This window comes from Mycolicibacter heraklionensis, from assembly GCF_019645815.1.
Classification (GTDB): domain Bacteria; phylum Actinomycetota; class Actinomycetes; order Mycobacteriales; family Mycobacteriaceae; genus Mycobacterium; species Mycobacterium heraklionense.
Genome location: NZ_CP080997.1, coordinates 2,592,572 through 2,613,565 on the forward strand (window position 1 = coordinate 2,592,572; position 20,994 = coordinate 2,613,565).

The 20,994-nt window shown below is 67.8% G+C and carries 18 protein-coding genes; 6 read left to right on the forward strand and 12 right to left on the reverse strand.

Going from position 1 to position 20,994, the window contains the following annotated elements:
- Positions 1 to 36: 36 nt before the first annotated feature.
- The gene (fadD11, locus tag K3U94_RS12255) at positions 37 to 1,872 is read right to left on the reverse strand and encodes a fatty acid--CoA ligase FadD11 (RefSeq protein WP_220693897.1); all 1,836 of its coding nucleotides are present in this window, start codon (positions 1,870 to 1,872) and stop codon (positions 37 to 39) included.
- 24 nt (positions 1,873 to 1,896) lie between these two features.
- Complete coding sequence (locus K3U94_RS12260) at positions 1,897 to 2,694, reverse strand: enoyl-CoA hydratase/isomerase family protein (RefSeq protein WP_220693898.1); 798 nt, start codon at positions 2,692 to 2,694, stop codon at positions 1,897 to 1,899.
- 86 nt (positions 2,695 to 2,780) lie between these two features.
- Between K3U94_RS12260 and K3U94_RS12265 the strand changes: the two genes are divergently transcribed.
- Positions 2,781 to 3,614, forward strand: a complete 834-nt coding sequence (locus K3U94_RS12265; protein ID WP_220693899.1) for a class I SAM-dependent methyltransferase — start codon at positions 2,781 to 2,783, stop codon at positions 3,612 to 3,614.
- 10 nt (positions 3,615 to 3,624) lie between these two features.
- On the opposite strand, the gene K3U94_RS12270 is transcribed toward K3U94_RS12265, so the two are convergent.
- Together K3U94_RS12270 and K3U94_RS12275 are read right to left on the reverse strand one after the other, a co-directional pair.
- Positions 3,625 to 4,350, reverse strand: a complete 726-nt coding sequence (locus tag K3U94_RS12270; RefSeq protein ID WP_220693900.1) for a hypothetical protein — start codon at positions 4,348 to 4,350, stop codon at positions 3,625 to 3,627.
- A gap of 272 nt (positions 4,351 to 4,622) precedes the next feature.
- Entirely contained in the window at positions 4,623 to 5,009 is a 387-nt protein-coding gene (locus K3U94_RS12275) for a MerR family transcriptional regulator (protein ID WP_047318115.1), read from the reverse strand.
- A 54-nt stretch (positions 5,010 to 5,063) separates the two neighbouring features.
- On the opposite strand from K3U94_RS12275, the gene K3U94_RS12280 reads away from it, so the two are divergent.
- On the forward strand, positions 5,064 to 5,516 hold the full coding sequence (locus K3U94_RS12280; protein WP_220693901.1) for a PPOX class F420-dependent oxidoreductase: 453 nt from the start codon (positions 5,064 to 5,066) through the stop codon (positions 5,514 to 5,516).
- A gap of 32 nt (positions 5,517 to 5,548) precedes the next feature.
- On the opposite strand, the gene dnaE is transcribed toward K3U94_RS12280, so the two are convergent.
- Positions 5,549 to 9,100 (reverse strand): DNA polymerase III subunit alpha, encoded by a 3,552-nt coding sequence (dnaE, locus tag K3U94_RS12285; protein ID WP_047317938.1) that lies wholly within the window; start codon positions 9,098 to 9,100, stop codon positions 5,549 to 5,551.
- A gap of 136 nt (positions 9,101 to 9,236) precedes the next feature.
- Between dnaE and K3U94_RS12290 the strand changes: the two genes are divergently transcribed.
- On the forward strand, positions 9,237 to 9,473 hold the full coding sequence (locus tag K3U94_RS12290) for a dodecin family protein (RefSeq protein WP_047317939.1): 237 nt from the start codon (positions 9,237 to 9,239) through the stop codon (positions 9,471 to 9,473).
- Between the two features lie 43 nt (positions 9,474 to 9,516).
- Here the strand turns inward: K3U94_RS12290 and K3U94_RS12295 are convergent, their stop codons facing one another.
- Both K3U94_RS12295 and lspA read right to left on the reverse strand, forming a co-directional pair.
- On the reverse strand, positions 9,517 to 10,422 hold the full coding sequence (locus K3U94_RS12295) for an RluA family pseudouridine synthase (protein ID WP_220696779.1): 906 nt from the start codon (positions 10,420 to 10,422) through the stop codon (positions 9,517 to 9,519).
- A gap of 22 nt (positions 10,423 to 10,444) precedes the next feature.
- The gene (lspA, locus tag K3U94_RS12300) at positions 10,445 to 11,035 is read right to left on the reverse strand and encodes a signal peptidase II (protein ID WP_412178176.1); all 591 of its coding nucleotides are present in this window, start codon (positions 11,033 to 11,035) and stop codon (positions 10,445 to 10,447) included.
- 33 nt (positions 11,036 to 11,068) lie between these two features.
- On the opposite strand from lspA, the gene K3U94_RS12305 reads away from it, so the two are divergent.
- Together K3U94_RS12305 and K3U94_RS12310 are read left to right on the forward strand one after the other, a co-directional pair.
- On the forward strand, positions 11,069 to 12,007 hold the full coding sequence (locus K3U94_RS12305; RefSeq protein ID WP_220693902.1) for an asparaginase: 939 nt from the start codon (positions 11,069 to 11,071) through the stop codon (positions 12,005 to 12,007).
- Positions 12,008 to 12,009: 2 nt separating this feature from the next.
- A complete protein-coding gene (locus K3U94_RS12310) occupies positions 12,010 to 12,471 on the forward strand; it encodes a hypothetical protein (RefSeq protein WP_047318117.1) in 462 nt (153 codons plus the stop codon).
- Positions 12,472 to 12,483: 12 nt separating this feature from the next.
- Here the strand turns inward: K3U94_RS12310 and K3U94_RS12315 are convergent, their stop codons facing one another.
- A complete protein-coding gene (locus K3U94_RS12315) occupies positions 12,484 to 13,839 on the reverse strand; it encodes a DNA polymerase IV (protein ID WP_220693903.1) in 1,356 nt (451 codons plus the stop codon).
- Positions 13,840 to 13,896: 57 nt separating this feature from the next.
- On the opposite strand from K3U94_RS12315, the gene K3U94_RS12320 reads away from it, so the two are divergent.
- Positions 13,897 to 14,463, forward strand: a complete 567-nt coding sequence (locus tag K3U94_RS12320; RefSeq protein WP_047317942.1) for a class I SAM-dependent methyltransferase — start codon at positions 13,897 to 13,899, stop codon at positions 14,461 to 14,463.
- Between the two features lie 7 nt (positions 14,464 to 14,470).
- On the opposite strand, the gene K3U94_RS12325 is transcribed toward K3U94_RS12320, so the two are convergent.
- The 4 genes from K3U94_RS12325 to ileS form a co-directional block, all read right to left on the reverse strand.
- Positions 14,471 to 14,815: a DUF732 domain-containing protein gene (locus K3U94_RS12325; protein WP_220693904.1), complete on the reverse strand. Its 345-nt coding sequence runs from the start codon at positions 14,813 to 14,815 to the stop codon at positions 14,471 to 14,473.
- A gap of 46 nt (positions 14,816 to 14,861) precedes the next feature.
- Positions 14,862 to 16,190 (reverse strand): PPE family protein, encoded by a 1,329-nt coding sequence (locus K3U94_RS12330; RefSeq protein ID WP_220693905.1) that lies wholly within the window; start codon positions 16,188 to 16,190, stop codon positions 14,862 to 14,864.
- Positions 16,191 to 16,208: 18 nt separating this feature from the next.
- Complete coding sequence (locus K3U94_RS12335) at positions 16,209 to 17,435, reverse strand: PPE family protein (RefSeq protein ID WP_220693906.1); 1,227 nt, start codon at positions 17,433 to 17,435, stop codon at positions 16,209 to 16,211.
- A gap of 386 nt (positions 17,436 to 17,821) precedes the next feature.
- Positions 17,822 to 20,977, reverse strand: coding sequence for an isoleucine--tRNA ligase (gene ileS / locus K3U94_RS12340; RefSeq protein WP_220693907.1), 3,156 nt, complete (start codon positions 20,975 to 20,977; stop codon positions 17,822 to 17,824).
- Positions 20,978 to 20,994: the final 17 nt, after the last annotated feature.

Consider the following 20,994-nt stretch of genomic DNA (forward strand, 5'->3'; position numbering starts at 1 on the left):
GAACGTGAAAACCGTTGGCGACGTGGCGTTCTCCTGTCAGAGTGCGGAGGTCGGTGCGGCCGCTTCGGGGACTCGGGGCTGATGCACCTGGGGTCCCGGCTCGCTGGCATAGAGGCTTTCGATCTCCTCGGCGTATTTCGTCGCGATCGGCCGCCGTTTGAGCTTCATCGTCAGAGTGACCTCGTCGCCACCGGGTTCCCAGAGTGCAGGCAATACCCGAAAGCGCTTGATCTGTTCCACCCGTGACAGCTTGGCGTTGCCCTCCGCCACGCCCGCCGCAATCTGCGCGATCACCCTCGGATCAGCGGCCAGCGCGGCCGGTGTCGCCGCCGACAGTCCATGGGCAGCGGCATACGGCGCCACCGAGTCGGCGTCGAAGACCATCAGCGCCGTGTTGTAGGGCCGGGAATCACCGATGGTGACCATCGCCCCGATCATCGGGCAGGCCGCCAGGATGGCGTTCTCGATGTTCGCCGGCGACATGTTCTTGCCTGCGGCGTTGATGATCAGTTCCTTCTTGCGGTCGACCACCCGCAGATAGCCATCGGCATCCTCTTCGAGGATGTCGCCGGTGTGCAGCCATCCGTCGGCGTCGATCGCCTCGGCGGTCTTGGCCGCCTCTTTGCGGTAGCCCCGCATCACCAGGGGGCCGCGCACCAGAAACTCCCCGTCGTCGGCGATGCGGCTTTCCAGTCCGGGCAACAACTTTCCGACCGTACCGAGCCGGGCGTCGCGTGGATGAACGGTCGTCGCCACACAGCTGAGCTCCGACATACCCCAGACTTCGCAGATCGGAATCCCGAGGCCCGCGAAGAACGCGATGGTCTCCTTGGGGATCGGCGCCGCGCCCGACACCGCCCACCGCAGCTCGTCCAGGCCCAGCTTCGCTCGAAGCTTGGACAGCACCAGCTCGTCGGCCTGCGCCCACTCCGCAGCCAACTCGTCGGGAACGGGTTCACCGGCCAGTTGCGCCGCGGACCGCTTCGCGCCGACTGCCAGCGCCCACTGCAACGCGGCGCGGCGATTGTCGTCCGGCTCCCCCGCGACAGCGAATTCGGTTGCCGCCTTGAGCTTCTCCCACACCCGCGGTACCGCACCCCAAATCGTGGGCCGCACATCCGGCAGCGCCGCACCGATTTGGCGTGCGTCGGGTACCACGGTCACCTGCACTCCGGCGATCTCGGAGTTGTAGAGGGCCATGGCTCGATCGGCGATGTGCGCCGAGGGCAGGTAGGAGGTGATCCGGTCTCCGAAGCGCACCCCGAGCACGGCGTCGAGAGCAGCTGCCTCGAACAGCAGATTGGTGTGCGTCATCTCCACCCCCTTGGGCAGGCCGGTGGTCCCGGAGGTATAGATCAGCGTCACCACATCGTCGGGTTGTACTGCTCGCCAAGCGGATTCGAAGTCAAAGTCGTCGTCGCCGGCGGCCACCAGGTCCTCGATCGACAAGGTGCCGTCGGGCTGCCCGTCGACGCAGACGATGTGTTCGATCTCCGCTCCGCTGGCCCGAATCGTCTCGACATAGGCCTGCTCGCACATCACGACTTTGGTGCCCGCGTTGCCGAACAGGTAGCCGAGCTGCTCGGCGGGCAGGGTGTTGTACACCGAGAACGACGTTGCGCCCACATGCTGGGCCCCGACCTCCAGCGGGTAGAACTCGATCCGGTTCGCCATCATCAGCGACACCGTGTCGCCGCGGCGCACCCCGAGCCCGGCCAGGCCGGCCGCCACGCGGCGCACCTGCTCGGCGTAGTCGCGCCAGGTCAGGGTCTGCGTCCCGCCGACCGTGCGCACCGCGACCGCGTCCGGGTCGATGGCGGCCGTGCGCTGAAACGCCTCGCACAGGGTGGCCACCGGCGATGTCTGAGTCATCTGTTTCTCCTGTTCGCGACCGCCTCAGCGGCGACTGACCCGTTCCAGATATGCCATCGCTGATGCCTGGGACTCGGAATCGTGCACGGCCGTTACCACCGCATCGGCCTCATTCCAGCTGCGCGCGGTTACCACCATGCCCTCGGTCACCGCGTTGACCTGCCGTTTGGTGCCGCCCAACGTGAGTGCGGATTTGCTGACCAGCTGGCGCACCAACTCGTCGACCTCGGCGTCGAGGTCGGCCTCGGGCACCACCCGGTTGAGGAAGCCGATTGCCTTGGCCTCGGCGGCTCCGAACGGGCGGCAGGTCATCACCAGTTCCTTGGTGAGCGCCGGCCCGATCTCGCGGACCAACCGCGGGATACCGCCCCAGGCCAGCGGAATACCCAGGTCGACCTCCGGAATGGAGAACCGGGCGTCTTCGGCGGCCACCCGCAGATCGCACGCTGCGGCCAACACGACGCCGCCGCCTACGCAGTGACCGTGCAGCCGCGCCACCGTGACCGCCCGCATGGCTTCGACGGCGTCCGCCATCCGCCGGCCGGCGTCGGCGGCCTCTCGCAGCGCTCCGGCCCCGTCGGCGGCGGCCACGAACGTGGCCAGGTCGGCGCCGGCAGAGAACGCCCGGCCGCTGCCGGCCACCACCACCACCTTGACGGCGGGCCGGGCATCGAACCAGCGGGCCGCCGCCACCAACTCGTCGAGGGTCGTCGTGCTCAGCGGGTTGAGTTTGTCCGGGCGACTCAGCGTGATGGAGCCGAGTGGGCCGTCGGCTGCCACCGCGATGGTGGAGGCCTGCAGAATTTCCGTGGCGGTTTCCATGGCGTCGACGTTAGTGGCGCCGCCCCGACCGAGCCGCGGGTTTGCCGTTACGGGTGCCCGCGGTCGACATCGCTTACGGTGAGCCCATGTCGATTGCCGTCACCGAGTTCAGTCTGGTCGAGCAGACCGCGTTCCTCACGGCCTACGCCCGCGCACTCGACTGTCGTGCCCCCTCCCCGATTCTCGGTGACGAGTTCTCCGACCGGGTCGTCGGCCTGATCGACTACGATTTCCCGGCATTCCGGATTCCGGCGAGCGTGGTGCGACAAACCGCGCTGCGCGCCAAGATGCTCGACGAGCGCGTCCGCGCATACACGGCTGCGCATCCCGACGCCGTGGTGGTCGACCTCGGCGCGGGGCTCAACGAGCCGTTGGCTCGGGTGAAGCCGCCGGCCGGAGTCGATTGGTACAGCATCGATCTGCCGCACGTGATCGCGCTGCGCGAGAAGGTGGTGCCGGCTCAGCGCGCGGAGCACGTGATCGCCGCCGATCTGACCGGCACGGACTGGACAGCCGGCATCCCGGTCGGCCGGCCCACCATGGTGATCGCCGACGGACTGTTCGCCTTTCTCACCGAGCCGCAGGTCGTTGGGCTGATCGGGCACGCCATCGACCATTTCGTGACCGGCGAGTTGGCGTTCAACGACTATGGCCGGGTCGGGGCGCTCAGCTGGCTGGGCATGAAGCTGGCGCCGCGGGGCATGTTCAGCGTGCTGCGCCATGTCTGGGCCAACCCCGGCTTCACCGACCCGCACACCCCGGAGCGCTGGGAGCCGCGCCTGCGCCTGGTCGAACAGGCCTGCCTGGCACATGCCGCCGAGGTGGATTCGTTTCCCGGCCCGGCCCGCGCAATCACCCGGCTTGCCGGCCGATTCAAGTCGGTGGCCGGCAAGGCCCGGGTGCTGCGCTACAAGTTCTGAAGCTGAGGAGTTAGAAGCTGCCGATCGCGTCGCTGAGGTACTGCGACGGGTCGAAGTCGAGGCTGGCGAACGGGTCGTTGGGAATGAGATAGTCCGGCACCTCGGGGATCCATGAGTGGAACAGGCTGTTCCACAAGAACATCGGGTCGTCGTCGCCGACCGTGATGTAGGCGGCCGACGCGAAGTTGATCGGGTCGGTCACCACGTTGTAGGAGAAGTCGCCGTTGGACACCACCCAGTAGTTCAGGTCGTGCGGCCCCACGCCGTTGATCGTCAGGTTGCTGAAGTCACCGATGTTGACCTCGTAGACCGAGGATCCGGACAGGTATCCGAAGTTGCCCAGGCTGCTGAGATCGAAGTCGGCGGGCAGGTTGGGATTGGCGTTGAAGTCACCGAATTGGTAGGCCTTGGTGGAGAAGAACGAGTTCCAGTAGTCCTCGATCTTGATGTTGTAAGTCCCGGCGTCGATCGTGTTGTCGCCGTCGGTGTAGGTGATTGTGTAGGGCTGGTCGCCCTTCCAGTCGGTGATGAACGGGCGAACGCCCTGGTAGGTCCAGCCACCATCCAGTATGTCACCCATCACCATGCAGACCGCGCCGTCGCAGGTCTCGTACGGGCCGCCGTCCAGGAAGGGGTCCCCCGCCGCGTTGGCGGTTGACACCGGAATCACCAGCGCGGCGAACGCGGCGGCAGCGCCCATCCCGAGCAGGTTGAGAAGACGACGCGAAACCCACATGACTGCCTCCGTGTTGTTCAAGCTCATACATTGCTGTGAATCAACAGGCGTGTTGCGTTACGCCTGTGTTACAGCATTGATATCCTATGCTAATTCTACTCTTGGGTAAAGTTCGGTTATTTGCGTCAGTGCGCCCGCCAAAATCGGCTCCGCACAGCCCTCAACAGTCTCTACCTCCCCCCGAGGCCACACCTGTTGTGCGAGAAGTTTCAGACGTTACACCAGTTATGCGATGTTGTTATAGGAAACAGATCTAACCGTAACGTTGAGATTCAGACTTGCGGCGGATGAATTCCACAGGTACACGCATCGATGGACGGACAAGTGCACCGCATTCCCCACTCGATGACCGCGCGGGCGCGTGACAATGACTCCAATTGGGCGTCGATCTCGGCGAGCTTGGCCTTGGCCAGCGCCTGACTGGCCGGGCGCCCGGGTGCATCGTCGGCGAACAGCAGCTGAATCTCGTCGAGCGTGAACCCCGCCGTCTTGCACAGGCCGATCACCTCTAGCCGGGCCAGCACCGCACCGTCATAGCGGCGCTGGCCGCCCACCCGAACCGGAGCGGCCAGCAGACCGATCCGCTCGTAATAGCGCAAGGTGGTCGCGGCGACGCCGCTGCGGTGAGCGACCTCGCCGATGGTCAACCGTCCGGCCAACGGCACCTCCAGAGGACTTGACTTGAAGTCAACTCTAAGTTGTTCCCTGGTGGCATGCACCACCTACCACTGGAAGATCTGAGGGACGCGCGCTACGCGCTGCTGCGCTCCTTCCGCCGCGACGGCACGCCCATGGACACCCCGGTGTGGTTCGCAGTCGAGGGCGGCACCGTGCTGTTTCGGACCAAGGTCGGGCCAAAGACTCGACGGCTGACCGCGCGCCCCGAGGTCGAGTTGACCGCCTGCGACTACCGCGGACGGCGCCGTCAGCCGGCGGCGGCGCTACTGGGCCGGGCCGCCATTCTGTCCGGCGATGAGGCCGAAGCCGCCAACCGCACCCTGCACCGGCGGTACGGCTGGCAGTGGAACGTGGTGCCGATGATCCCGGTACCCGGCGTCACCAATGTGCATCGGGATCTGCCGCTCCGGGAGAAGTGGCGGCGCGCCCGAACCCGCAACCTGTGGCCGGACAGTGTGATCGTCCGGGTGGACCCGCTCGCGCGGTAGCACGCATTCCGGCCGGATGCCGCGTTCGTCGGTTACCCGCCCAAGCAGCCCGGGCCGAGCAATGCCTTCAAATCCCCCATCAACGCCGACGACGGCGTCACTCGCAGCGAGGCATCCAGTTCCAGCACGGTGATGCGCTCCCCGCTGATCAGCCGCAGCTGCACTTGCGCGGTGCCGGGATGGCGGGTCAGCACCTGCTTGAGCGCGCTGACCTTGTCCATCGTGCACTGCCGGGTCGGCAGACTCACCGCCAGCGGACGATCCGCGGCGTTGGCGGAGAAGTCCGGCACCACCAGCTCGTTGGCGATCAGTGAGATCCGGTCGTCGCGGATGTTCACTTTGGCACTGACCAGCACCACGGCGTCGTCGGCGACCTCCGCTCCGTAGGCGGAGTAGGTCTGCGGAAAGAACATCACCTCGATGCCGCCGGTGAGATCCTCCAATTGTGCCGAGGCCCAGGGCAGTCCGTTCTTGTTGACCCGGCGGTTCACCGATGCCAGGATGCCGCCGACCCGCACCTGGGTGTCGGCGGCGACGTCACCTTCCAGGATCGCCGGGATCTGGGTGTCGACCTGGGCAGCCAGCAGATGCGCGATGCCGTTGAGCGGATGCCCGGAGACATAGAGGCCGAGCATCTCCCGTTCCAAGGCCAGCTTGTGCTTGTCGGCCCACTCCTCGTCGGGCACCTTGATGCCGAAAACGGCATCGGTTCCGGAGCTTTCGCCGTCTCCCCCGCCGAACAGGTCGAACTGCCCCACCGCTTCGGCCTTCTTGGTGCCCAGTACGGAGTCGACCGCGTCGGTGTGCACCAGGAACAGCCCCTTGCGCGGATGCCCGAGCGAGTCGAAGGCGCCGGCCTTGATCAAGGATTCGGTGACCTTCTTGTTGCAAGCCGCGATGTCGATCTTGTTGAGGTAGTCGGAGAAGTCGGTGAATCGGCCCTTGCTTGTCCGGGTGTTGATCAGCGAGCTGACGACGTTGGCGCCGACGTTGCGTACCGCGCCCAGCCCGTAACGGATGTCCTCCCCCACCGAGGCGAAGTTCAGCTCGGATTCATTGACGTCGGGTGGCAGCACGGTGATCCCCAGCCGGCGGCAGTCGGCCAGGTAGACCGCGGCCTTGTCCTTGTCGTCACCGACCGACGTCAACAGCCCGGCCATGTATTCGGCCGGGTAGTTGGCCTTGAGGTACGCCGTCCAGTACGACACCAGGCCGTATCCGGCCGCGTGCGACTTGTTGAACGCGTAGCCGGCGAACGGAAGAATGGTGTCCCACAAAGCTTTCACGGCCTTCTCGGAGAAGCCGTTGGCGGTCATCCCCTCGTAGAAGCCCTTGTATTCGGCTTCGAGCACTTCAAGCTTCTTCTTGCCCATGGCTTTACGCAGCGCATCGGCCTTGCCCATGGTGTAGGAGGCCACCTTCTGGGCGATGAACATGATCTGCTCTTGGTAGACGATCAGGCCGTAGGTCTCGGACAGGATGTCGCGCAGCGGCTCTTCGAGCTCGGGGTGGATGGGTTTGATGGCCTGGCGATTGTTCTTGCGGTCGGCGTAGTCGTTGTGGGCGTTCATGCCCATCGGGCCGGGACGGTACAGCGCCAGCACGGCGACGATGTCGTTGAACTCGGTGGGCTGCATGCGGCGCAGCAGGTCACGCATGGGGCCGCCGTCGAGCTGGAACACGCCCAGGGTGTCGCCGCGGCCCAGCAATTCGTAGGTGGCCGGGTCATCGAACGGCAAGGTGTCCAGATCCAGGTCGATTCCCCGGTTGGCCTTGATGTTCTCCAGGCAGTCGCCGATGATCGTCAGGTTGCGCAGGCCCAGGAAGTCCATCTTCAGCAGGCCGATTTCTTCACACGACGGGTAGTCCCAGCCGGTGATGATGGCACCGTCCTGCGGGCGCTTCCACAACGGGATCGCGTCGATCAGCGGCTCGGAGCTCATGATCACCGCGCAGGCGTGCACGCCGGCGTTGCGGACCAGGCCCTCCAGGCCACGCGCCGTCTCGTAGATGGTGCGCACATCGGGGTCGGTGTCGATCAGCCCACGAACCTCGGCGGCTTCCTTGTACCGCTCGTGGTTCGGGTCGGTGATGCCCGACAGCGGGATGTCCTTGGCCATGATGGGAGGAGGCAGCGCCTTGGTGATCCGGTCGGCGATCGCATAGCCCGGCTGGCCGTAGTGCACACGCGCTGAATCCTTCAGCGCTGCTTTGGTTTTAATGGTGCCGAAGGTGATCACCTGAGCGACCCGGTCACTGCCCCACCGCTCGGCGGCGTAGCGCACCATCTCACCGCGGCGACGGTCGTCGAAGTCGATGTCGATGTCGGGCGCCGACGGCCGTTCCGGGTTGAGGAAGCGTTCAAACAGCAGGCCGTGCGGGATCGGGTCGATGTTGGTGATGCCCAGCGCGTAGGCCACCAGCGACCCGGCGGCCGACCCTCGGCCCGGGCCCACCCGGATGTTGATCGAACGGGCGTAGTTGATCAGGTCCGCCACGATCAGGAAGTACGACGGAAATCCCTTGCCGCAGATGACGTCGATCTCGTACGAAGCACGATCGGTGTACTCGCTCGGCACACCTGCGGGAAAGCGCCTTTGAAGACCGGCCTGCACCTCGTGGCGCAGCCAGGTCCCCTGGTCGTGGCCGTCGGGAACCGGGAACACCGGCATCCGGTCGCGCGGAGCCCACACATCGGCATAGGACTGCACCCGCTCGGCGATCAGCAGGGTCGAGTCACAGGCCTCCGGCAGCTGGTCGTCCCAGAGCGCGCGCATCTCGGCGGCCGACTTCAGGTAGTAGCCGTCGCCGTCGAACTTGAACCGGGTGGGATCCGACAGTGTCTTGCCGGTCTGCACGCACAACAGTGCCTCGTGGTTCTGCGAGGCGTCGCGGGTGACGTAGTGGCAGTCGTTGGTGGCCAACGTCGGGATGCCGAGCTTGCGGCCGACCTCCAGCAGCCCGTCGCGTACCCGGCGCTCGATGGACAGACCGTGGTCCATCACCTCGAGGAAGTAATTCTCCGCGCCGAAGATCTCCCGCCATTTGGCGGCCGATTCCAGCGCCTCGCGATCCTGGCCCAGGCGCAGCCGGGTCTGCACCTCACCGGACGGGCAGCCGGTGGTGGCGATGATGCCCTCGGCGTGCTCGGCAATGATCTCGGCGTCCATCCGCGACCATTTGCCGAGCTGGCCCTCGAAGGAAGCCAGCGAGGACAGCCTGAACAGGTTGCGTAACCCGGTGGCGTTCTCGGCCATCATGGTGAGGTGGGTGTAGGAGCCGCCGCCGGAGACGTCGTCGCTCTTCTGGCCGGGGTCGCCCCAATGAACCCGCCGGGTGTCGAAACGCGAGCCCGGGGCGATGTAGGCCTCCACCCCGATGATCGGCTTGATGCCGACCTTGGTCGCCGCGTTGTAGAACTCGCTGGCGCCGAACATGTTTCCGTGGTCGGTCATCCCGATCGCGGGCATCTCCAAGCGCTGCGCCTCGGCCAGCATCGGGGCGATCTTCGCCGCGCCGTCGAGCATCGAGTACTCGGTGTGGTTATGCAGGTGCACGAAGGACCGCGACGATGAACTGTCCATAGGACCGCCAGTCTATGGCCGAGCACCGACGCTTTCGGGCGTGTCGCCGGTCGTGTCTCCTCGGCTGTCGTTTCCCGGGACAGCGGCCGCCGCGGTGCACTACGTTGAGGTTCGGCGAAAGCGAGGAGAGTCATACATGAGCGTGTACCGGGTGATCGACATCATCGGGACCAGCCCGTCGTCCTGGGAGAACGCCGCGGCCGAAGCGGTGCACCGGGCCAAGCAGACCATCGACGACATCCGCGTCGCCCAGGTCGTCGAGCAGGACCTCACCCTCGACGACAAAGGCGGCATCATCTACCGCACCAAACTGCGCATCTCCTTCAAGATCCGGCCGCCGAAGTCAGCCAAGCCGGCCGACGAATCCAGCTAACGGCATCGCTGCCGGGTGCTCGTCGAGGCCCGCAAGCCCTGAGTCAGCGGTGCAGAACGTCCAGTGCGTGCTGCAGATCCGCCGGGTATTCGCTGGTGATCTCGATGCGCCGCCCGTCGCCGGGGTGGGCGAAGGCCAGTGAGCGGGCGTGCAGCCACTGGCGTTCTAGTCCGAGCTTGCGCGCCAGTGTCGGGTCAGCCCCGTAGGTGAGGTCACCGCAGCACGGATGGCGCAGGGCCGAGAAGTGCACCCGGATCTGGTGGGTGCGGCCGGTTTCCAGGTGCACGTCGAGCAGGCTCGCGGCGACGAACGCCTCCACCGTGTCGTAGTGGGTGATGCTGTGCCGTCCATCGGCGGTCACCGCGAATTTCCAGTCCGGTCCGTGATGCCGCCCGATCGGTGCGTCGATGGTCCCGCTGGACGGGTCCGGATGGCCCTGCACCAGTGCGTGGTAGCGCTTCTCCACGGTGCGCGCCTTGAACGCGCGTTTGAGTGCGGTGTAGGCGCGTTCGGAGATCGCCACCACCATCACCCCGGAGGTCCCGACGTCCAGGCGGTGCACGATGCCCTGACGTTCCGGGACCCCGGAGGTGGTGATCCGATACCCGGCTGCGGCCAGGCCGCCCAGCACGGTGGGCCCGGTCCACCCCACGGACGCGTGCGCGGCGACCCCGGCGGGTTTGTCGACGGCGACGATATCGGCGTCGGAGTACAAGATCGTCATGCCCTCGACCTCGGCCGGGGTGTTCTCCAGCGGCGGCGGCGCTTCAGGCAGCCGCACCTGCAGCCACGCACCGGCGACCAGCCGATCGGACTTGCCGACAGCGACGCCGTCCAGTTCCACGTCCCCGTTTTCGGCCAGCGTCGCGACCACATTGCGCGACAGGCCCAACAGGCGGGCCAGCCCGGCGTCGACACGCATACCGGCCAGTCCCTCGGGGACCGGCATGGATCGTTCGGTCACAGCCGCATCAGGCCTGCTCGCCGTCGCCCGCGCGTCGGCGGCCCACCGCGTCGAAGTCGAAGCCGAACACCGACAGCGCGACCAGCAGGATCGCGCCGCCCACCACGGCCGGGTCGGCGACGTTGAACACCGGCCACCAGCCGATCGACAAGAAGTCGACCACGTGGCCCTGCAAATGCCCGGGCGCCCGGAAGAACCGGTCCACCAGGTTGCCCAGCGCCCCGCCGAGGATCATTCCCAGACCGATCGCCCACCAGGGCGACACCAAGCGGCGCGACATCCAGATGATGCCGAGCACCACCGAGCTGGCGATCAGCGTCAACACCCAGGTGTAGCTGGTGGCCATGGAGAACGCGGCGCCGGAGTTGCGGACCAGGGTCCAGGTCACGGTGTCGCCGATGATCGGCACGGGCTGGCCGGGGGTGAGCATCTTCACCGCGAGCACCTTGGTGACGACGTCGGCCACCAGCACCACCGCGGCCACCGACAGCAGCAGTCCCAGCCGGCGGGGCGGGGCGGGCGGCTCCGCCTCAGGCGCCGGGGCCGGGTCCACCTCCGTCTCGGTCGAGTCGGTTGTCTCGTCACTCACGCCCCCCATCATCCCTTAACCCAGGTGCGGCATGATCGCCGCATGCTGTCCAAGCGCATCACCGTCATCACCACCGGCGGAACCATCTCCTGCAGCACCCAGGGCGATGGGGCGCTGCGGCCCGCCCGCAGCGGTTCGGACCTGCTGGCAGACACCGGCGCGGCAGACGTCACGGTGGTGGACCTGATGGCGCGGGACAGCTCGGAGCTGGGTCCGGCCGACTGGGCTGCGCTGCTCGCCGCGGTTAACGCGGCCGTGGACGGCGGCGCCGACGGGGTGGTGGTCACGCACGGCACCGACACCTGCGAAGAGGGTGCGCTCTGGTTGGAACTCGGCTACACCGGCGACGCTCCGGTCGTGCTGACCGGGGCCCAGCGCGGCGCGGACGCCCCCGACGCCGACGGGCCGGGCAACCTGCGCGACGCCCTGGCGCTGGCCGCGGACCCGTCCGCCCGGGGACTGGGGGTGCTGATGTGCTTCGCCGGGCGGGTGCTGGCCCCGCTGGGTCTGCAGAAGGCGACCATCACCGGGCTGACCGGCTTCACCGGTCCGCTGCTGGGCACCGTTGCCGACGGCCGAGTCAGCCTGACCGGCGACAAGACTCGGCCCTACCTCGGCGCGACGGACACCGTGCCGCGGGTGGATGTCGTGGCGCTGTACGCGGGCGCCGATACCGTCGCTCTGGACGCCTGCGCCGCCGCCGGTGCGCGCGGGGTGGTGTTGTCCGCACTCGGGTCGGGCAACGCCACGTCGGCGGTGATCGACGGGGTGCGCCGGCACTGCGCGGCCGGACTCGTGGTCGCGGTGTCCAGCCGGGTTCCGGATGGCCGCATCGGCGCGGACTACGGTCCCGGCCGGGCCCTGGTGGCGGCGGGTGCGCTGATGGTGCCGCGGCTGCGGCCGCCGCAGGCACGGATCCTGCTGATGGCGGCGCTTGCGGCCGGGCAGCCGGTCGGCGAGGTCATCGACCGGTGGGGCTGACCATGGCCAGGATTCTCGCCCTCGTGGGCGCCGCCGTTCTCACGGTCGGGACTGCCGCCGCGGTTCGGGCCGAGCCGCCGCCCGGGGCGGACGCCATCGACGACTACCCCGTCGCCACCGGCCGGTACTCATCGCCGACCGACTTCTACTGGGTCTTCTTCAGAACTCCGGACGGCCGCTCGTGCGGTATCGGCCCCAATGGCGGGCCGATCGGCTGCGATGCGGTGCCGATGGACGCTCCCGCCGGCACCAACCAGACCGTGCTCGAAGTCGGCGGGGTGCCCGCGGCATACCGCCATGGCGACATCGCCTCGTTCACCCGGGACGTGGATGTGCTGCCGGAGGGCCATCGACTGGAGAACTGGGGCTCCAGCTGCGCAGTCGGCTACCAGGGCACGGTGACCTGCAAAGGCTATGGCCACCATGGCTTCACCCTGTCCAGCGTCTACGGCGTGCTGTGGTGACGACCCGCACCGCTAGCCGGGTTCCTCCGGGCGCGTGACGTAGTCCGGCCAGTCCAGGCTCGCGACGGGGTCAGCGCGGCTGATCTCGGGCTCGTCGTCGGGGAACGTCCGCACCGGACCGGGGCCCGAGCCGCGCGTTTCGAACCGGACCGTCATCACCCCGTGGCCGGCTCCCTGCACCCAGCCGTGGCCGAGGTCAGGGTGGCTGACGTCATCACCGACCCGCCACGGCGCCGTGGTGGGCGGGGATAGTGGTTCCCGCGCCGTCATTTCGGGCGCGATGACTCCCAGGTCTGGAAACTCCAGATCCGGGAACAGCGACTCCTGCCGGACATCGGTCAGCCCGGAGAACCCCACGCCGAGCAGCCGGATCGGGCCGATCTCCTGCGGATCGAGCAGCAGCCGGCCGGCCGCCGCCGTGAGCGCGGCGGCGTCGGTGGTCGCATAGGGCAGCGTGGCCGATCGGGTCAGCACACTCATGTCGGCCTTCTTGAGTTTCACCGTCACGGTGCGAGCGCCGCGCCCGTCGCGCAGCAGTCTGCGGTAGGCGTGTTCACCGATCGGACCGATCTCAGCGCGCAGCTGGTCCAAGGTGGTCAGGTCCACCGCGAAGGTCGATTCGGCGCTGATCTGTTTGGCCTCAGCACGTTCGGCGACCCGCCGGTCGTCGATCCCCCGGGCCAGTCGGTGCAGTGCCGGGCCGATGGTGGCGCCCAGAATATCGGCGACCTCGTTGTCGGTCAGCGCGGCGAGCTGGCCGATCGTGTCGATGCCCAGCCGGTGCAGCTTCTCCTCGGCGACCGGACCGATCCCCCACAGCCGGCGCACCGGAAGCCCGTCCAGCAACAGCCGTTCCTCGGAGCGGCTGACGACGCGCACCCCGTCCGGCTTTGCCAGATCGGAGGCGATCTTGGCGATCTGCTTGCCCGAACCCGCCCCGACCGACGCCACCAAGCCGGTCTCGTCGCGTACCCGGCGGCGAAGGTGTTCGCAGAACCGCAGGACCTCCGCATCGCTTGCGCCGGCCAGCTCGGCCGGTTCACCGAACGCCTCGTCGAAGGAGAGCTGCTCGACGACCGGGATCACCGCCCGCACGGTCTCGAAAACCCGACGGCTGGCCATGCCGTACACGGCGCCACGAGGCGGCAGCACCACGGCCGGGGCGCCCACCAGCCGACGCGCCTGGTGCATCGGCATCGCCGATCGGGCGCCGAAAACCCGCGCCTCGTAGCTGGCCCCGGCCACCACACCGCGGCCGCCGAGCCCGCCGACCAATACCGGCCGGCCCCGCAACGTCGGGCGGGTCAATTGCTCGACGGACGCGAAAAACGCGTCCATATCCAGGTGCAGGACCCATCGGGCGTCCACGGCGTTCAGCCTATTGGGCGCGCCGGCTCCGGACGGCATCCGACTAGTGTCGAGACGATGGCGATGAATCTGGTTCACCGGCTGTGTTGCAGTTCCCGGTACTGGGCGCGCAGCGTCGAGCGCGAACTCCTGCCGTGGGCGCTGGCAGACGTCGACCTCGGCGACAGCACCCTGGAGATCGGCCCGGGCTATGGAGCCAACATGCGGTGTCTGGTGGACATGACGCCCCGGCTGACGGCCGTCGAGATCGACCCGCCGATGACCGAACGCCTGCAGGCGAAGTACGGCTCGCGCGCCCACATCATCAACGGCGACGGCACCGATACCGGTCTGCCGTCGGACGAGTTCAGTTCAGTGGTGTGTTTCACGATGTTGCACCACGTTCCGACACCCGCGTTGCAGGACCGACTATTCGCCGAGGCTTTCCGTGTGCTGCGGCCCGGCGCGGTCTTCGCCGGCAGCGACGGTGTGCACTCGACGGTGTTCCAGCTGATGCATTTCCGCGATACCTACAACCCCGTCTCCCCCGACGCGTTGCCGGACCGCTTGCGCAGCATAGGTTTCCGCGACGTGGCGGTGGCCACCGCAGGCGGGCAACAGCGCTGGCTGGCCGTCAAGCCCTGACGGAGCGCTACTTCGACCCTCCGCCACCCTTGTTGAGCTGGTGTGGGCAGTAGGTTTTCGCCGAGATCGCCGCGAACCGGGCCGCGTCGGCGACGGTCAGGTCGGGGTTGGCTTCGGTGATGTCGTTCAGCAGTTCCAGACTTGTTTCACCGTTGGCCGCCAACCCGCAGAGCGCTTCAGCGGCGGCCACCGCTTGAGCCGGGTCGTCGAAGATGATCCCGACCTGCCGAAGCGAGGTGATGAACTCCGTACTGTCGACCGTGCTCACCTCCACCGCATTGGGGTCGGCGTGCCCGGGTGCGGCGAGGACAAGCGCCGCGGCGGCGACGAGCGGGACGAACAACAGCTTCATAGGGGTCCTCCTGGGGCGGCCGAAGTCGTGAGGCATCGGGGATGCGTCAGCCGAGCGCGGACTGCGATCCGGCAAGCGCACTGTCCTCGTCGTCGAGGACGTGCACGGCGTGGATGCCCGGTTTCAGGGACAGCTTGGCGACCAGCTCGTCGAGGCCGGCCTGGTCGACGTTCCAATGCTGCACCACATCCGGCGTCTGCTGCAATTGCGCGATGACCTGGTCGAGTGGGACCGGCGCCTCGCGGTCCTTGATATTGGTCGACACCACCCGGGCGACCGGGGCCACCGTTCGGGTGGCCGGCGCACCCAGTGCACCCCCGGCCGCACTGCCCAGGGCCGCCGGGGCGAGCATGCCCGGCACGGTTCCCGCTGCCGGAGCAGCGCCCAGCGCCGTCTGCGGCAGCGACGTGGAGGCCAGCTGGATCGCCGAGGTGGCGCTGGCCCAGTTCGGCGGCACCGAGAGCGCCCCTACGCGCATCGCGCTGCCCGCCGCGGCCCCGGCGGCCCTCGTCAGGCCGGTGCCCGCGGTCAATCCGGAGCTGTGCAGGCCGCCCAGCGCCGACTTCGGAATCACCGGGACCACTGCCTTGTACCCGGACCGGAACTGGGTGATGCCCAGGTTGGTGCTGGCATGCGTGGCGTTGACCCACCCGGTCTGGCCGCTGACGCCGTTAGCCAGGGAGAGGTGGCTCTCCCACAACGAATGCCCATAGGTGGTGCCGAGGGCCCCATCGATCATGTTCTGCCACCCGGTGTTATAGGCCGAGGTCAGATCGTTGATCTCCTTGGTGATCACCTGAATCAGGTCGGGCTCCGCGGTGGCGTCCGCGCTCCCCGCGTCGCTGTTGGTGGTCCGCGGCGCCGCGGTGAACGAGGTCAGATTGGTCGCCTCCGCCGAAGCACCGGCGTAGCCCTGCATCGCGGCCACATCCTGCGCCCACATCCGGCCGTATTCCGCCTCGACGGCGGCGATCGCCGTGCTGTTCTGTCCGAGAATGTTCGTGGCCACCAGCGACGCCAGTTGACTGCGGTTGGCGGCGATCGCCGGCGGCGGCACGATTCCGGCGAAGGCCGACTCATAGGCGGCGGCTGCGGCCGTCGCCTGGGCGGCGGTCTGCTCGGCCTGCGCCGCGGTGGTCGACAGCCACGTCACATAGGGCGCTGCGGCGGCCGCCATGGCCGCCGCCGCCGGCCCCTGCCAGCCGCCGCTGAGGCTGGCCAGCGCCGCCTGGTAAGAGGTTGCGGCGGCGTGCAACTCGGCGCCCAGCCCCGACCAGGCCGCCGCGGCGGCGAACAGTGGGTCAGCGCCCGGTCCTGAATACAGCTGGCCGGAGATGACCTCGGGGGGCTGCGCTGCGAAACTCTGAAAAACCATGAACGCGACCTGCTTTCGTTACTTCGCGATCGGCGGGATGACGATGACGGTGGCGGTGGTGGCGATATCCGGTGCCGTCTGGTTATTGGTGACATGGGTGATGGCGCTGATGGCTCGGGTGGTGGTGGCTCCCGCTGCCTGCCGTATCGGTGTGCCGATAGCCCGCCCCGCCAGACTCGACAGCGCCATCTGGCCGGCCAGCACACCCTCGCCGTTCACCGCGAGCGCCGGGGCGGCTTCGAGCACACTGGCCTGCAACGCCACGGTCGCGGCCTTGACCGCAGGAACGGCGCTGGCCCAGGTCGACGGAACTGACAACGCCCCGATCAGGCCGGCCCGGCCCACGGCGCCCGACACCGCCGCCGGGACGGCGTGCGAGCCGCTCAGCAGCGGGCTGGACAGCAACGGCGACAAGGCGCCGACGATCGGCTTGGGGTTGAGCGTGCTGGTCAGGTTTCCGAGTCCGTTGGCCACCGACGGGATACTGATGGCCATCTGGTAGATGCTGCGCGCCGAGCTGGCGAGGTTGAGGCCGTAGGGGCCGTTGGCCGTGCTGATCACGCCGGTGAGGGTCTTGATGATCGCCTGGTAGTCGTCCACGATCTGGGTCGGCGTCATGTTCAGCATGTTCTGCAGGGCGTTCGGAATCTTGTCCAGAAAGTCGGGCAGACTCGACTCCGCGCTGGAGGCGGCCGCGGACTGGCTGATCTGGCCGCTGCCGTTCGTCGTCTCCGGCGGGGTGTTGAACGGGGCCAGCTGGCTGGCGGTTGCCGACGAGCCGGCGTAGGCGTACATCGCGGCCGCATCCTGGGCCCACATCTCGCCGTACTGCGCTTCGGTGGCCGCGATCGCCGGGGCATTCTGTCCCAGGAAGTTGGTGGCGACCAGCGAGGCCAGCAGGGTGCGGTTGGCGGCGATCACCGGCGGCGGCACGGTGGCGGCGTAGGCGGCCTCATAGGCACCGGCGGCAGCGGTGGCCTTCAGCGCCGTCTCCTCAGCCCCCACCGCGGTGGCCTTCAGCCATGCCGCGTACGGTCCCGCTGCCGCCGTCATCGACGCGGCTGAGGGGCCCTGCCAGGCCGAGTCCGCCAGCTCAGCGATCACCGAGGCGTACGACGTGGCGGTGTAGTGCAGCTCCGTCGCCATCGCCGACCAGTTCGCCGCGGCGGCCAGCAGCGGTGCCGAGCCCGGGCCGGCGTACATTCGCGCGGAGTTGACTTCCGGCGGGAGTGCCCCGAAATCCATGAATCCCCTGCCCCTCTAGCCAAGTAATGAACCGACCCACCCGAGTTGCGTCACGCAACGGCTTGCCAGCTTCCTGACAATTCGGGTGGGTCAGAACCAACCGCAGACAACTGTTCGTATGGCCTGAAGGTTAATCGGGGAAGAACTGCCCCTGAAGTGGCTGATGTGGCAGTTCAGGGCTGTTTCACCGATGTTTCACCCCCCGCACCAGCGGTGCCTGCGCACCTCGGCGGAGGCGTTTTTTACCACCACATACTGCATGAATGCCGTGTTCGAGCCGTCAACAGCGAACGACGCAGGCCCCGGCCACCGGCCGCGGTCGACCATAAGAATCTGGCCGCGAGAAAGTCAGCCCTGGCCGGAGTCGCAATTCCGACGCCGAAGTGTCAGGCCTTGGTGATGGACACCCGCACGCCGTCCCCGATTTCCACGGAATCGGTCGGGTCGCCGAATTCGAAACTGGTCGCCAAGATTTCTCCGGCGATCAACTCGGCATGAGTCTGCGCCCAGGCCAGCCGCTGCTCGGGCACCGCGATCACCACACTGATCCGGTCGGACACCTCCAGGCCGCTGCTTTTGCGCAGCTCTTGCAGTTCCCGGATGCGGTCCTTGGCCCAGCCCTCGGCTTCCAGTTCGGGCGTCACGGCGCTGTCGAGCACCACCAGGCCGGCGCCTTCGGGCAACGCGACGGTGTACTCCGGGTCGGCGGCCACCAGCTTGGAGGTGTACTCGCCCTCGAGCAAGGTCAACGTCCCGGCGCTCAGCGTGCCGTCCGGGTTGACGACGCCCTCGCCCGCTTTGACCGCTTTGATCGCGGCCTGCACGTCCTTGCCCAGGCGGGGACCGGCCACCTTCGCGTTGACCGCCAGATCGAATCGCCCGTAGCCGGCGATGTCGTCGGTCAGCTCGACCGCCTTGACATTCAGCTCGTCGGCGATCAGGTCGGTGAACGGTGCCAGCCGCTGCGGGTCGTCGACGGCGACGGTGAGTTTGGGCAGCGGCAACCGGACCCGCAGTTGGTGCGCCTTGCGCACCGACGACGCAGCCGAGCACACCTCGCGCACCTGGTCCATCGCCGCGACCAGCGCGGCGTCCGCGGGCAGATCGGCGGCCTCGGGCCAGTCGGTCAGGTGGACCGACCGCTCCCCGGTGACACCGCGCCAGATCACCTCGGTGGTGAGCGGCAGCAACGGCGCGGCCAGCCGCGCGGTGACCTCCAGCACGGTGTGCAGGGTGTCGATCGCGTCGGCGTCTTCGTCCCAGAACCGTTGCCGGGAGCGCCGCACATACCAGTTGGTCAGTGCTTCGGTGAACTGTCGCAGTTGCTCGCAGGCACCGGAGATGTCGCAGACGTCCAGGGCCTCGGTCAGGTCGTCGCGCAGCGACGCCAGCTTGGCCAGGATGTAACGATCCAGCACGTGTGCCGAATCGGTGCGCCAGACACCGGGTTTCGGGGCATACAGCGTCAGGAAGCTGTAGGCGTTGGTCAGCGGCAGCATCACCTGGCGCACGCCTTCCCGGATGCCCGCCTCGGTGACGATCAGGTTCCCGCCGCGCAGGATCGGCGAGGCCATCAGGAACCAGCGCATGGCGTCGGAGCCGTCGCGGTCGAACACCTCGCTCACGTCCGGGTAGTTGCGCAACGACTTGCTCATCTTCTGCCCGTCGCTGCCCAGCACAATGCCGTGCGCCACACAGGTTTTGAACGCCGGTCGGTCGAACAACGCGGTCGCCAGCACATGCATCATGTAGAACCAGCCGCGGGTCTGGCCGATGTATTCGACGATGAAGTCACCCGGGTAGTGAGCTGCCTGCCCCGCGCCGCCGTCGAACCATTCGGAGTTTTCGAACGGGTAATGCACCTGGGCATACGGCATGGACCCGGAGTCGAACCACACGTCCAGCACGTCGGGGATCCGCCGCATCGTCGAACGGCCGGTCGGGTCGTCGGGATTGGGCCGGGTCAGCTCGTCGATATAGGGCCGGTGCAGATTGTCGGGCCGCACCCCGAAGTCGCGCTCCAGCTCATCCAGGCTGCCGTAGACATCGATCCGCGGGTAGGCCGGATCGTCGGACTTCCACACCGGAATCGGGGTGCCCCAGTAGCGGTTTCGGGAGATCGACCAGTCGCGCGCACCGCGCAGCCAGTTGCCGAAGATCCCGTCCTTGATGTGCTCGGGGTACCAGGTGATCTGCTCGTTGAGTTCGACCATCCGGTCCCGGAATTCGGTGACCCGGACGAACCACGACGATACCGCCTTGTAGATCAGCGGGTTGCGGCAGCGCCAGCAGTGCGGGTACGGGTGCTCGTAGGTCTCATGGCGCACCAGCACCGCGCCGTTGGCCGCGGCCGGGCCGGTGCCGTTCTTGAGGTCGGCGATGATCGCCTTGTTCGCGTCGAAGACGTGCTGGCCGGCGTAGTCGGGCACGGTCGAGTCGAAGCGGCCCTTGGCGTCCACCGGCGTCACCGGGGTGATTCCGGCCGGGTCGGTGGTGTTCTTGTCGTCCTCGCCGTAGGCCGGCGCCAGGTGCACGATGCCGGTGCCGTCCTCGGTGGACACAAAGTCCGCGGCCAGCACCCGGAAGGCATTCGGCGAGTCCATGAAGTACGGGAACGGCGGCGCGTACTGCAGCCCGAGCAGCTCCGAGCCGCGGTAGCTGCCCAGCACCTGGGGCTCGTCGCCCTCGCCCAGACCGAGCTCGCGGGCGTAGGCGCCCAGTCGCGCCTCGGCCAGCAGGTATCGTCGCTCCCCCGCCGCGACCTGCACATACGTCACGTCCGGGTTGACCGCGACCGCCTGGTTGGACGGCAGTGTCCACGGGGTGGTGGTCCACACCAACAGGTGAGCGCCCTCGAGATCACCGGCCGGTCCGCCGCCGACGATCCGGAACCCGACGGTCAGCGCCGGGTCTTGGCGGCTCTTGTAGACGTCGTCGTCCATCCGCAGCTCGTGGTTGGACAGCGGGGTCTCGTCGCGCCAGCAGTACGGCAGCACCCGGTAGCCCTCGTAGGCCAGGCCCTTGTCCCAGAGCTGCTTGAACGCCCACAGCACCGACTCCATGAACGGCAGGTCGAGGGTCTTGTAGTCGTTGTCGAAGTCCACCCAGCGGGCCTGGCGGGTGACGTAGGCCTGCCACTCGGAGGTGTAGCGCAGCACCGACTCCCGGCACGCCTGGTTGAACGCGGCGATGCCCATGGCGTCGATCTGCGACTTGTCGGTGATGCCGAGCTGGCGCTCCACCTCAAGCTCGGCGGGCAGCCCGTGGGTGTCCCAACCGAACCGGCGCTCCACCTTGTAGCCGCGCATGGTGCGGTAGCGCGGCACGATGTCCTTGACGTAGCCGGTCAGCAGATGTCCGTAGTGCGGCAGGCCGTTGGCGAACGGCGGCCCGTCGTAGAACACGTACTCCTGCGCGCCGTCACGGCGGGCGATGCTGGCCCGGAAAGTGTCGTCGGCGCCCCAGTAGTCGAGGACCTCGGCCTCGGCTGCCGGGAAGTCGGGGGCGCCGGCGGCCGGCTTCGGATAGCTGCGTTCGCTCACGGTGTGTTTCTCCCAAG

Bases quoted from the DNA above. Each gene is read 5' to 3' on its own strand.
- fadD11 (WP_220693897.1), bottom strand. From the start codon at position 1,872: ATGACTCAGACATCGCCGGTGGCCACCCTGTGCGAGGCGTTTCAGCGC.
- K3U94_RS12260 (WP_220693898.1), bottom strand. From the start codon at position 2,694: ATGGAAACCGCCACGGAAATTCTGCAGGCCTCCACCATCGCGGTGGCA.
- K3U94_RS12265 (WP_220693899.1), top strand. From the start codon at position 2,781: ATGTCGATTGCCGTCACCGAGTTCAGTCTGGTCGAGCAGACCGCGTTC.
- K3U94_RS12270 (WP_220693900.1), bottom strand. From the start codon at position 4,350: ATGTGGGTTTCGCGTCGTCTTCTCAACCTGCTCGGGATGGGCGCTGCC.
- K3U94_RS12280 (WP_220693901.1), top strand. From the start codon at position 5,064: ATGCACCACCTACCACTGGAAGATCTGAGGGACGCGCGCTACGCGCTG.
- dnaE (WP_047317938.1), bottom strand. From the start codon at position 9,100: ATGGACAGTTCATCGTCGCGGTCCTTCGTGCACCTGCATAACCACACC.
- K3U94_RS12290 (WP_047317939.1), top strand. From the start codon at position 9,237: ATGAGCGTGTACCGGGTGATCGACATCATCGGGACCAGCCCGTCGTCC.
- K3U94_RS12295 (WP_220696779.1), bottom strand. From the start codon at position 10,422: ATGCCGGTCCCCGAGGGACTGGCCGGTATGCGTGTCGACGCCGGGCTG.
- lspA (WP_412178176.1), bottom strand. From the start codon at position 11,035: ATGGGGGGCGTGAGTGACGAGACAACCGACTCGACCGAGACGGAGGTG.
- K3U94_RS12305 (WP_220693902.1), top strand. From the start codon at position 11,069: ATGCTGTCCAAGCGCATCACCGTCATCACCACCGGCGGAACCATCTCC.
- K3U94_RS12310 (WP_047318117.1), top strand. From the start codon at position 12,010: ATGGCCAGGATTCTCGCCCTCGTGGGCGCCGCCGTTCTCACGGTCGGG.
- K3U94_RS12320 (WP_047317942.1), top strand. From the start codon at position 13,897: ATGGCGATGAATCTGGTTCACCGGCTGTGTTGCAGTTCCCGGTACTGG.
- K3U94_RS12325 (WP_220693904.1), bottom strand. From the start codon at position 14,815: ATGAAGCTGTTGTTCGTCCCGCTCGTCGCCGCCGCGGCGCTTGTCCTC.
- K3U94_RS12330 (WP_220693905.1), bottom strand. From the start codon at position 16,190: ATGGTTTTTCAGAGTTTCGCAGCGCAGCCCCCCGAGGTCATCTCCGGC.
- K3U94_RS12335 (WP_220693906.1), bottom strand. From the start codon at position 17,435: ATGGATTTCGGGGCACTCCCGCCGGAAGTCAACTCCGCGCGAATGTAC.